Source organism: Thiomonas sp. DCM-2 (genome assembly GCF_056820905.1).
On record NZ_CM165962.1, the window covers coordinates 2,136,074 to 2,148,020 of the forward strand.

Sequence of the window (11,947 nt, forward strand, 5' to 3'; positions counted from 1 at the left end):
GGAGACGAAGGGAGTATCCAAATGAAGAAGCGCAAGTGTCCTTCCATATCTTCCATGTCCGATTCCGGGACGTCCAATGCTCTTTCCACGCTAACCGAATCGGGTTTGCAACTGAGCCGACGCCGTTTGATCGGCACAGCCGCGCTGGCGGTCCTCGCCGCCCCCGCGCTGCGCAAAGGCGCGTCCGCCCAAGCCATGGGTGGTGGCATGGGCGGAATGATGGGCATGGAGCCTGGCCTGCTCAAACCCGCGACGATGAACGCAGGAGCTTTCACGCGCCCTCTGGCGATTCCCCCGCAGATCTCCGGTGAGGAGCGCGCCGGTGTGCTCCACTATGCCCTGCGCATGGGTGTCGGCACCAGCGAACTCGTAGCTGGAACGCGCACCCCGACCTGGGGATACAACGGCCCGCTGCTCGGCCCGGCGTTGCGCGTGCCGCGGGGGCGCGCGGTGCGCATCGCGGTGACCAACAACCTCGACCAGTCGACCACCACGCATTGGCATGGCGCCCATGTGCCCGGATCGATGGACGGTGGTCCGCAAAGTCTGATCCTTCCCGGTCAAACCTTCGACTATCGCTTCACCCTGGACCCCAGCCTGGCGCGACGCTCTGGTACCACCCTCGTCCGGAGACGCGCACGGGGGCGCATGCCTATGCCGGGCTGGCCGGGCTACTGCTCATCGATAACGGAGTGGACGCTCGCCTCGGTCTGCCGTGCACCTGGGGGGGTGGACGACATTCCGGTGATCGTCCAGGATCGGCGCATGGCCGCCGACGGCCGGCTGCTGTACATGACCTCGATGATGGATCTCATGGGCATGAAGGGTGACCGCTTTCTGGTCAACGGCCGCGAGCAACCCTATGCCGCGGTGCCGGCGCAACGGGTGCGTCTGCGTCTGCTGAACGGCTCCAACGCGCGTTTCTACAACTTTGCATTGAGCGATGGGCGCGCGTTCCATGCGATCGCCACCGACGCCGGCCTGCTGGAACGTCCGGTGGAGATGCGTCGGCTGGTGCTGGCGCCGGGGGAACGCGCCGAAATCTTCGTCGATCTATCCCGCGACCTGGGTAAGACTCTGGTGCTGCGCAGCGATTCGGGTGCCGTGGTCCCGGCCCTCAATGGCGCGCCGATGCATACGGATGGCTGGGACCGCAACGGCTTCGATCTGCTTCAGCTTCGGGTCGTTGCGCCAAATGCGGCGAAAACCGTGCTGCCGGCACGGATGGCCGAGTACGCCGCGTTGCGGCCCGATGCGCCTGTACGCCGCTTCACCCTGCAGGGCATACGGATGATGGGCGGAGGCGACTCGGGAATGATGCGCATGGGTGGCGGCGTGGAGCGCGGCGCCCCGCCCGACTCGGGTCCGGGCCGCATGAGTCTGGGGATCGGCGGCGCGAGGCTTTTTTCCATCAATGACCAGTTCATGGACATGGCGGTGATCAACCAGCGCGTGCGTCTTGGCAGCAACGAAGTCTGGGAGGTGCGCAACGATGCGATGATGGCCCATCCGTTCCATTGCCACGGCACCTCGCTTCGCCTCCTGTCGCGCAACAGCGGTGAGGTACCGGAGTGGGAACAGGGCTGGAAGGACACCGTCCTCGTGCGCATCAACGAAACCGTCCGGATGGCCGCGCGCTTTACTCAGCCCGCAGACGATGCACATCCCTTCATGTACCACTGCCATATCCTCGAACATGAAGGCAACGGCATGATGGGGCAGTTCACCGTAGCGTGAGAAGCGGCGAAGGTTCCGGTCCGCCAGCGTAGCCACCCAATTTAGGAACAAGACGGTCCCTATGAACACCACCAGCGTCATCGATGTCTCCGGGCTGGTGTCGAGCCTTTCCGCCCGCGGGGTCGAAAAGAAGCTCCGGCGCCTGCCGGGCGTCGCCGACGTGCAGGTCAATTACGTCGCGGGCAGCGCCACGGTTGTGTACGACGCGGCCTTGACCAACCTGGCTGCACTGCAGGCGCAGGTCGAGCGTTGCGGCTACCACTGCCGCGGCGAGTCGGTTCCCGACCATCTGTGCGAGCCGCGCGAGGAGCATGCCATGGTGCATGCCCAGGGTGCGCACAAGGCTGGAGTGGTGCATGGCGGAGCCAGGCTCCAAGGCGCCGAACGCGACGCCCATTCCGGTCGCACGCCCGGAATAGATGCCATGGCGCACGACATGGGCCATGGTGCCGGCATGGACGCGCGTGACATGGCGCGAGACATGCGCAACCGGTTCTGGGTATGCCTGTTGTTCACGGTCCCGCTGTTCGTGTACTCGCCCATGGGCGGGCTGTTCGCACCGCCGGCGCCGCCGTTCGGTCTCGCGCTCAAGGACTGGCTGTTCGGCCTGGCCAGCGCCGCGGTGATCTATCCGGCCTGGCCGTTTTTCGTCGCAGCGGCTCGCGCATTGCGCAACGGCGTGCTCAATATGGCGGTGCTGGTCGTGCTCTCCATCGGCACGGGCTATCTGTTCAGCGTCGGCACGACCTTTCTCTTCGAGGGGGCGCAGTTCTACGAGGCCGTATCGGTGCTGCTGGTGTTCATCCTGCTGGGGCATTGGCTTGAAATGCGCGCCCGCGCCGGTGCCTCCGAGGCGATCCGCGCGTTGATGAATCTGGCGCCGCCCAAGGCGACAGTGCTGCGCAACGGTGCGGAAATCACGGTGGCAACCTCCGCGGTGCTGCCGGGCGACGTGGTGCTCATCCGCCCCGGCGACAAGATTCCGGTGGATGGCGAGGTGCTGGAAGGCGCGTCGCAGGTCGATGAGTCGATGCTGACCGGCGAGTCGATGCCGGTGGGGAAAAAACCCGGCGACGCGGTGATCGGAGCGACCATCAACAAGAGCGGCAGCTTGCGCTACCGCGCCACCAAGGTGGGCGCCGACACCGCGCTGGCGCAGATCGTCAAGCTGGTGCAGGAGGCGCAGAACTCCAAGGCGCCGGCGCAATTGCTGGCCGACCGCGCATCGCAATGGCTGGTGGTGATTGCCGTCCTGATCGGCGTGGCGACCTTCGTCGCCTGGTACGTCATCCTGGGGCAGCCGCTGCTGCTGGCGCTGGCATTGACCATCACCGTGTTCGTCATCGCCTGTCCGGACGCCCTGGGCCTTGCCACCCCGATGGCCGTGATGGTGGGAACGGGGCTCGGCGCCATGAACGGCATCTTGTTCAAGAACGCCTCCGCGCTGGAGGATGCGACCCAGTTGAACGTGGTGGTTTTCGACAAGACCGGCACGCTGACCCTGGGGCGGCCGGAGGTGGTCGACTTGGTCCTGGCCGCCGGCATCGCCGAAGACGAACTGCTGAAAACGGCCGGGGCCGTCGAAAAGCTCTCCGAGCATCCACTGGCGCTTGCGATCCTCGAGAGCGCCAAGGGTCTTGCGCTCGAACCCGCCAGCGCGTTCACCAACATCGACGGCATGGGCGCCCGGGCCGAACTGGGGGGCGAGGTGGTGCTGCTGGGCAACGACAAGCTGATAGCGCTCGACAAGGCCAACATGAACGGCCTCGAGGCTGATTCGCAGCGGCTGCAGGGGCAGGGGATGACGGTGGTGCACGTCGCGCGTGCGGGGCGCTTGATGGGTCTCATCGCCATTGCCGACGCTGTGCGCCCGACCTCCGCGCCCACCGTGGCGGCGCTCCACGCCAGGGGCGTGCAGGTGGCCATGCTGACCGGCGACAACCGGCCGACGGCGGAGCGCATCGCCCGCGAGATCGGCATCGACATCGTGCTGGCCGACGTGCTGCCCGGCGACAAAGCGGCCAAGATCAGGGAGTTGCAAGGGCAGGGCAAGCGGGTCGGCATGGTGGGCGACGGCATCAACGATGCACCGGCGCTGACGCAGGCCGACGTCGGCTTCGCCATCGGCGCCGGAACCGATGTGGCGATCGAAAGCGCCGACGTGGTGCTGATGAAAAGCGATCCGTTCGACGTCGTCGGCGCGATCGTGCTGTCGCACGCCACCCTGCGCAAGATGCATCAGAACCTGTGGTGGGCAGTGGCCTACAACGTCATTGCGTTTCCAGTGGCCGCAGGGGTGTTCTACCCCTTCACCATCAGTCCCGAAGTGGCGGCGCTCGCCATGTCGGGCAGCTCGGCGCTGGTGGCAGTCAACGCCCTGATGCTCAAGCGCACCCGGTTGACCGGCATTCGCATCGGCCCGGCCACGAACGCCGTGGCCGGGCCGCAGGTAGCAACAGCGCAGGCGTGACATGCAGCCGACAGAGCCATGCGCCAGACGATGCCATCAAGGACCGTGCACCACCATCTTCAACCCGTTCTTTCCTCAAACCCGGAGATTGACCCATGAGTGACTATGTCTTTACCGTGACCAGCCCCAAAGGCTTCGAGGCCACCGTGCAAGCGGCGACCGAAGCGTTGAAACATGAGGGCTTCGGCGTCCTGACTACCATCGACGTGGCCGCCACGCTCAAGGCCAAACTCGGCATCGAGGAACGTCCCTACCTCATCCTCGGGGCCTGCAATCCGCACTATGCCCATCAGGCCCTGCAAGCTGAGCCGGATATTGGCGCGCTGCTGCCCTGCAATGTCGTCGTGCGGGAAGAGGCGGACGGCGGGGTCAGCGTGGTGTTCATGGACCCAGCGGCCGTGCTCGGCATGGTCAAACGTCCCGAGGTAGACAAACTCGGCGGTGAAGTGCGCGACAAGCTCAAGCGCGTCGCCGAGGCCCTGCGCGCCTGAGGGCTGCGTCGGTGCCATCATCAAGGCGCTGATTCGGTCCAGCCGGTCGGTGCCTGGTTATTGTGAACATCCAATGGGAGCATGGTCATGGGCTATGGATATGGAATGATGGGCGGATGGGGCGGCTTCGGTTTGGGCTGGCTCTTCATGCTGGTGTGGTGGGCTTTGATTCTCGCCATAGTTGTGGGCTTGATCCGATGGCTGTTCACGGGCCATTCGGGCGATTCCGGGGTGCGATCTGACAGCAAAAGGCACCTGGAGATCCTGAAGGAGCGCTACGCCCGCGGAGACATCGACCACGAGACCTATGACCGCATGCGGCGCGAACTGGAAAGTTGAGGCTCAGATCATGAAACCGCTACCGAAGTGGCTGCTTGCACTGGCGATCGTGCTATTCGCTTTTTACCTACTCTTGATCCCCGAATTCGGCGTCGCCCCCTTCTGGGGCCAGCGATGGGACGCGGGCGCACCGCCCACCTGGCGTGAAAGTTCCGGTTGGTGGGGGCCACGATCCGGCTACGGCATGATGAACGGCCCGGTCGGGGACTGGGGTGCGCTCGGCGTTCAGAGCGATCACGGCTATGGTGACGACGGCGGTTATGGCTACGGCATGATGGGCGGGGGCATCTGGCCGGCGGCCAGGGGTTCTTGGCAGGAATTGGTCACGCCGCAGCAGCGCGTGCGGATTGGACAGATTCAGGCTGAGGCCTTGCGTCAGGAAGGCGCCTTGCAGCCGCAGCTCTACACCGCTCGCGCCAACCTGCTGGCGGTCAACTCCGTGGCCAAGCCCGATCCGGCGGCACAGGCCAAGGCCGGCGCTGCAGTTGCCGAAATCCTGCGGCAAATCGTCCAAATTCGCCTTCAGGCGGAGCAGCAAATCCAGGTTGCGTTGAGCGCCCCGCCACTGCCGACGGCTTCGTCCGCGCTCAGTCCTTGAAATGCGCGGTCTGACACGTATTGACGTCGAGCTTGCCGAGATTGGCATGACAACCCTTTCCCAAGGCTCAGGGTTCAAGCTCGTTCTGAATCACGTGGATGGGCTGAGGCTCGTCACGTGAGGCGAAACGTCATTGGCATGAAACCGCCAGCGGAGGGAGAGACATGCGTACAAGCCTGCCGCGTGAGAAGTTAGCGAGGTAATCGGGCCAGGGCCGCAAATCGCCCGAAAGTCGCTCAAAAGACTCATTGTTAATCAACTACTTGGCGTGAGTGACTTGAGAGCTGAGATGCGCCCCCGGCAATCGCACGCTGAAGCATGTTTTTCCATTCTCGGACGTGACCTCGACTTGACCGGCATGCGCTTCGACGATCGACTTGACGATGGCCAAGCCGAGCCCCGCCCCTTCGCCACGGCGCTGGCGCGAAGGATCCACGCGGTAAAAGCGATCGAACAAATGGGGCAAATGTTCGGATGGAATGTTGCCGGGATTACATATTTCAATCCTGACCCACCGCTCGTCCTGCGACAAGCGCAGATGGACGGATTGACCGTGCTGCGTATATCGGATGGCGTTGGCGATCAGGTTGCTGAGTGCGCGGCGCAACATCTCCCGATCACCCTCGACTCGGCCGACTTGCCCGTTCAGTTCGAGCGAGACCCCACGGTCCTCCGCCCAGGCTTCGAAGTAGTCGAACAAGCTGCGTATTTCCGCATGCAGGTCAATTCCCGCGGCGTCGCGTCGCATCGGCCCCTGCTCGGCTTGCGCCAGGAACAGCATGTCGCTGATCATCGCGCCCATACGCTCGAATTCTTCAAGGTTCGAATACAGGATTTCCCGGTAGGCGTCCACGTCCCGGGCCTTTGACAGCGCGACCTGGGTTTGCGTCGTGAGATTGGTCACAGGGGTGCGCAGCTCGTGAGCGATGTCGGCCGAGACGTTACGCAAACGCGCGAAGCCTTGCTCGATCCTGGTCAACATGGCGTTGAAGGCGGCCGCCAGATCCACGAGTTCGACTGGAACATGCTTTGGATCGAGGCGTGTGTGCAGCCGCTCAGTTGTCATTTCTCGCATGCGCGCGCTGATGCGGCGCAGCGGCGCGTGCCCTTGGCGTACGGCTAAGGCTGCGACAAGAACGCTGATGAGGCTTGCCATCAACGTCCCCGCCCAAAGAGCATTCTGCAATTCCCGTAAATACTGGAGGTGGAAGTCGATCGCAGTGGCGACGACGACCGTTTTGTTGCCACTACGCAAGACCGCTCCTCGGTAGACGTGGTGATCGGTTCGCCAGATATGGAGCGTATCTAAAGTCAAATGCGTGGTGGCGGGCACCTTTTCGCCCAAGGCATCGAGATCTGGTGCAGTCGTTCCGTACAGCAGCCGGCCATTAGCGTCACGGACGACAAAGTACACATCGTGGCCTCCCGCGATCGCGTCGACGAGTTCGTGGGACTGTGCCACCCCAGACGAAGAAGCCCCATCTCGATGAAGCGCTGCATCCACCGATGCCCAAGCTGATTGCAGTTCGGCCAGATCCATCCGGGAAAAATGCCGCTGGATCGAATATTCGATGCCCCATGCAGAGAGTACGAATATCGCCGTTGTCACCAAGCCAACCAGACTTGTGACGCGAACCGCCAGCGACATGGGGCGGCGTGTTCGGTTCTCAACGCCCATCGGGGACGTCCAGGGTATAACCCATACCGCGCACGGTCTGGATCAACTTGGGCTCGAAACCATCGTCGACCTTCGCTCGCAGCCGACGAATGGCAACATCAATCACATTCGTGTCACTGTCGAAGTTCATGTCCCAAACCTGGGATGCGATCAGGGACCGAGGCAGCACTTCGCCCTGACGACGGATCAGCAATTCAAGCAAGGCGAACTCCTTGCTGCTCAGGTTGATTCGGGTGCCGGCCCGCGTAGCACGGCGCCGCGGTAAATCGAGCACCAGATCGGCGACCTCAAGTTGATCGATTTGCGTTGGGGCGCGCCCGCGTCGCAACAGGGTGCGTACCCGTGCAAGCAACTCGGTGAAGACAAATGGTTTGACCAGATAGTCATCGGCCCCGAGTTCAAGGCCCTTGACGCGATCCTCCACCGCGTCACGCGCGGTGAGGAACAACACCGGCGTATCGTTGCCCGACTCGCGAAGGGATCGGAGGATGCGCCATCCGTCGATGTCGGGAAGCATGACATCGAGCACGATCAGGTCATACGGCGCGATCATCGCGTGATGATGGCCATCAAGGCCGTTGCGCGCCCAATCCACGACGAACCCCGATTCTCTGAGACCCTGCTGTAGATATTCCCCGGTTTTGACTTCGTCTTCGACGATCAGAAGTTTCATCTGCGTTACCTCGCCGGCGCCCCAAGACCGAAGCATACTCTCAATGTAGTTCGCCGAATCTGCCGCGACCATGACAGGACGATGACATCAATGTAATGCCGTGGTCATCCGCATGAAAGCACACCCTGTCTACGCTTCACATTCAAATTTTTCCATTGAACGGGAGCAGCCGAAACCATGCAACGCAATCTCCTCATCCGGCCACAAGGTGTCCATGTTCAACGGCGGCGCTTCGTGCAAGGGTTGGCTGCTGGCGGCGTCATGCTGGGGCTGGCCCCATGGGCGGCGCACGCGCAAGCGGCGCCCACCGCAACCGGGACGGCCCCGGAGCTGCGGGGTCGCGAATTCGATCTGACGGTGGCCGAGACTCCGGTCAATTTCACCGGAAAACCTCGGGTCGCGACGACGATCAACGGATCGATTCCAGGGCCGACGCTGCGCTGGAAGGAAGGCGACACGGTGACGATTCGTGTGACCAACCGTATGAACCGTTCGACGTCGATCCACTGGCACGGCATGCTCGTGCCCTTTCAGATGGATGGCGTGCCTGGAATGAGCTTCAAGGGCATCACGCCCGGTGAGACCTTCGTCTATCACTTCAAGGTCCGGCAGGCCGGCACCTACTGGTACCACTCGCACTCGGGCATGCAGGAGCAAACTGGCATGTACGGCGCCATCATCATCGAGCCCGCGCAGGGCAAGACCATACACGCCGAGACCGATCATGTGGTGCTGTTGTCGGACTGGATGGACGAAGACCCGATGCGCGTCCTGGCCAAGCTCAAGGACGACAGCGGTTTTGACAACTACCACGAGCCGACGGCGGTGGACTTCTTCCGCGATGTCTCCCGCGAGGGACTGCGTGCGGCACTCGACAAGCGCGCGATGTGGGAGCAGATGCGCATGAGTCCGGGCGACCTTTCCGATCTATCGGGCGCCACGCTGACGTATCTCACTAATGGCGTCACCCCTGCCGGCAACTGGTTCGCACCCATCGTGCCGGGCAAGGTCGCACGACTGCGCTTCATCAATGGCTCGGGTGATACCTTTTACGACGTGCGCATCCCCGGCCTGAAACTCACGGTGGTTGCCGCCGACGGGCAGGACGTGGAGCCGGTGAGTGTAGACGAGTTCCGCTTCGGCCCTGGGGAAACCTATGACGTGCTGGTGCGCCCCAGAGACGAGGCGTACACGATCTTTGCGCAATCGATGGACCGTACCGGATACGCACGCGGCACGCTGGCTGCCCGGCCGGGTCTCGCCGCGCCCGTTCCGCCGATGGACCCACGCCAGCAATTGACCATGGCCGACATGATGGGCAACGACATGAGCTCGATGCCGGGAATGGACATGGGAGGGATGAGTATGGACACGGAACCTGCTGTGCGGCACGCGCCGGCCGAATACGGTCCCGGCGTCGACGCCCGCGTCGACCACCCACGGACAAATCTGGACGATCCTGGCGTGGGCCTGCGCAACAACGGCCGACGCGTCTTGACCCTGGCTGATCTGCACACGATCGGTGGCCCGATCGACCCGCGTGCGCCCGGTCGCACGATCGAGATGCATCTGACGGGCAACATGGAGCGCTACACCTGGTCGTTCGACGGCGTGCCGTTCGGGGAGTCGACACCGGTGCATTTCCGCTATGGCGAGCGCCTGCGCATGGTGTTGGTGAACGACACGATGATGACCCACCCGATGCACATGCACGGCATGTGGAGCGAATTGGAGAGCCCGGATGGCCAATTCCAGGTGCGCCGCCACACCATCCCGGTTCAGCCGGCGCAGCAGGTCAGCTACCGCATCAGCGCCGACGCGCTGGGGCGCTGGGCCTGGCACTGCCATTTGATGATGCACATGGACGCGGGGATGTTCCGCGAGATTCTGGTGTCATGACCACCGCGGCCATAGGAGATGAAATCAATGAGACTGCAACACATCAACAAAGCTCTGGCATTGGCGATCGCCGGTCTGGCGATTGCGCCGGTCTGGGCGCAAAGCATGGACATGCCAGGGATGAGCATGCCAGGGATGGGATCTCCTGCTGCTTCGGCTTCCTCCCCGGCCGATCACCCCGTTTCGCCGACGAAGGCGCCTGCAATGTCTGGCGACATGGGCGGCATGAACATGCAGGGAATGGATGCAACCACCCCGTCTTCGTCAAAGGCAATTCCCACGCCCTCTTCAAAGCCCGCGGCAGCGCCGAATGACATGAATGGGATGGACATGCCGGGGATGCAGATGCAAGGGACGGGCGCGGCCACGCAGGCGGCGGCTGACGGGAACATGAAGGGGGCGGCTCCCAACCAGCCGCGCAGCGCCGATGCGTACTCCGGTGGCTACACGCTGACGACCGGACCCTTTATCCCGCCTGGAGTCAAGCCGCCGCGCCTTGCGGACCAGGAGAATTTCGGCTCGGTGCTGGTCGATCGCCTGGAGCGCGCCTATACGCGCGACGGCAACTGGAGCGCCTACGACGTGCAGGCCTGGTTCGGCCGCGATTTCAACCGCTTGGTGATCAAGGCCGAGGGCGATGTCTCGCAAGGACGCCTGCAGGACGCCCGAACCGAGCTTCTCTGGGGGCACGCGGTTGCCGCGTTCTGGGACACGCAGCTCGGTGTGCGTCACGACAACGGCTCCGGACCCGACCGTAACTGGCTGGCGTTCGGGGTGCAGGGCCTGGCACCCTATTGGTTCGATGTCGAGGCCACAGGCTATTTGGGCAACGCGGGACGCAGCGCGCTGCGTCTGGCGACGAGTTACGACTTGCTGATCACCCAGCGCGTCGTACTGCAGCCGCGCGTTGAAGCCAACCTGTATGGCAAGGATGATCCGGCGCGTCAAATCGGCAGTGGGCTGTCCGATGCGACCGCCGGGTTGCGCCTGCGCTACGAGTTCACGCGCCAGTTCGCGCCCTATGTCGGCGTGGAATGGAGCGGGAAATTTGGCCGCAGCGCGGACTACGCGCGCATTGCGGGCGAAAAGACACGCCAGACGGCCATCGTCGCTGGCTTGCATTTCTGGTTCTGACCCGTTGGTTTTCAACGGATTCGCTGTTGTACTTTTAAGGCTGACGAAAGGATACCCATATGAAGATGAAGAAAATCCGACTGTCCATGCTTCTGCTTGGCGCATGGCCCGTATTTGCGCTTGCCGCCGCGAATGCGTCCGGAGTCGAGAATCCGTCACACGAGGCCACGCCGAAGCGTGGCGCAAGCGTGTCCTCTGAGGCTGCCGCAATGCCTGGTGCCATGAAGGGCATGAATATGCAAGGTATGAACATGCAGGGCATGGGCATGTCAGGGGTTGCCGCAAATGCGGCCTCTGCCCCCCACGCATCGGTTCATGCCGACGCGGACGCCGACGCATCTTCCATCGGCAATCCTGGTCAAGCAACGGCCGCCACCAAAAACGTGGACATCACGATGGACGACTCGATGCGTTTTACGCCGGATGTCATCCATGTGCAGCCGGGACAAACGATTCGGTTTGTTTTGATCAACCGTGGCCAAATCAAGCACGAGATGACGATCGGGAGCATGGCCGAGCTCAAGGAGCACGAAAAGATGATGGCGGCTATGCCCGATATGACCGATGGGGCCGAGCCCAATATGGTCGCCGTACCGCCTGGAAGCAAGGGTGAGCTGATCTGGCGCTTTGGCAAGCCCGGGACCGTCGACTTCGCCTGCACGATGCCCAGGCATATGGAAGCTGGCATGGTCGGCAAGATTCTGGTGGAGTGAGCGCTCCACATGAAGTGGCAGGGGTGGCACCCGGCAACAGCGGCTTGGCGTTCTCAAAAATCTTGCTTGAGTGTCGCCTTCTACCGCTTCGCGCCGCGCCTCCCGCCGCCAAGCAGGGCCGATTGCCCGCGAAAATCGCCTCCATTTCGACGCCGCGGGCCGGATGCCTCCGTCCGGCACCTCAGCCTGCAAGGGATGATGGGCCAGTTCGCCGT

Annotated in this window: 10 protein-coding genes; 8 read left to right on the forward strand and 2 right to left on the reverse strand. The window is 63.2% G+C overall.

Annotated elements, in window-relative coordinates:
* Positions 1–21 precede the first annotated feature (21 nt).
* From AC1ZQA_RS10220 to AC1ZQA_RS10240, 5 genes are all read left to right on the forward strand, one after another.
* Complete coding sequence (locus tag AC1ZQA_RS10220; RefSeq protein WP_245610081.1) at positions 22–1,737, forward strand: multicopper oxidase family protein; 1,716 nt, start codon at positions 22–24, stop codon at positions 1,735–1,737.
* A gap of 61 nt (positions 1,738–1,798) precedes the next feature.
* Entirely contained in the window at positions 1,799–4,207 is a 2,409-nt protein-coding gene (locus AC1ZQA_RS10225) for a heavy metal translocating P-type ATPase (RefSeq protein WP_055451812.1), read from the forward strand.
* 95 nt (positions 4,208–4,302) lie between these two features.
* A complete protein-coding gene (locus tag AC1ZQA_RS10230; protein WP_055451813.1) occupies positions 4,303–4,698 on the forward strand; it encodes a DUF302 domain-containing protein in 396 nt (131 codons plus the stop codon).
* An 87-nt stretch (positions 4,699–4,785) separates the two neighbouring features.
* Positions 4,786–5,037: an SHOCT domain-containing protein gene (locus AC1ZQA_RS10235; protein ID WP_055451823.1), complete on the forward strand. Its 252-nt coding sequence runs from the start codon at positions 4,786–4,788 to the stop codon at positions 5,035–5,037.
* 10 nt (positions 5,038–5,047) lie between these two features.
* Entirely contained in the window at positions 5,048–5,635 is a 588-nt protein-coding gene (locus tag AC1ZQA_RS10240; RefSeq protein WP_055451814.1) for a hypothetical protein, read from the forward strand.
* 259 nt (positions 5,636–5,894) lie between these two features.
* On the opposite strand, the gene AC1ZQA_RS10245 is transcribed toward AC1ZQA_RS10240, so the two are convergent.
* Together AC1ZQA_RS10245 and AC1ZQA_RS10250 are read right to left on the reverse strand one after the other, a co-directional pair.
* Positions 5,895–7,283: a heavy metal sensor histidine kinase gene (locus AC1ZQA_RS10245; protein ID WP_324345743.1), complete on the reverse strand. Its 1,389-nt coding sequence runs from the start codon at positions 7,281–7,283 to the stop codon at positions 5,895–5,897.
* Between the two features lie 19 nt (positions 7,284–7,302).
* Complete coding sequence (locus tag AC1ZQA_RS10250) at positions 7,303–7,986, reverse strand: heavy metal response regulator transcription factor (RefSeq protein WP_055451824.1); 684 nt, start codon at positions 7,984–7,986, stop codon at positions 7,303–7,305.
* A gap of 177 nt (positions 7,987–8,163) precedes the next feature.
* Between AC1ZQA_RS10250 and AC1ZQA_RS10255 the strand changes: the two genes are divergently transcribed.
* From AC1ZQA_RS10255 to AC1ZQA_RS10265, 3 genes are read left to right on the forward strand one after another with little or no spacing between them, the layout of a single operon-like run.
* On the forward strand, positions 8,164–9,885 hold the full coding sequence (locus AC1ZQA_RS10255; RefSeq protein ID WP_055451816.1) for a copper resistance system multicopper oxidase: 1,722 nt from the start codon (positions 8,164–8,166) through the stop codon (positions 9,883–9,885).
* Positions 9,886–9,912: 27 nt separating this feature from the next.
* Positions 9,913–11,019, forward strand: coding sequence for a copper resistance protein B (locus AC1ZQA_RS10260; protein ID WP_055451817.1), 1,107 nt, complete (start codon positions 9,913–9,915; stop codon positions 11,017–11,019).
* A 59-nt stretch (positions 11,020–11,078) separates the two neighbouring features.
* Positions 11,079–11,732 (forward strand): cupredoxin domain-containing protein, encoded by a 654-nt coding sequence (locus AC1ZQA_RS10265; RefSeq protein WP_245610082.1) that lies wholly within the window; start codon positions 11,079–11,081, stop codon positions 11,730–11,732.
* The last annotated feature ends 215 nt before the right edge of the window (positions 11,733–11,947 follow it).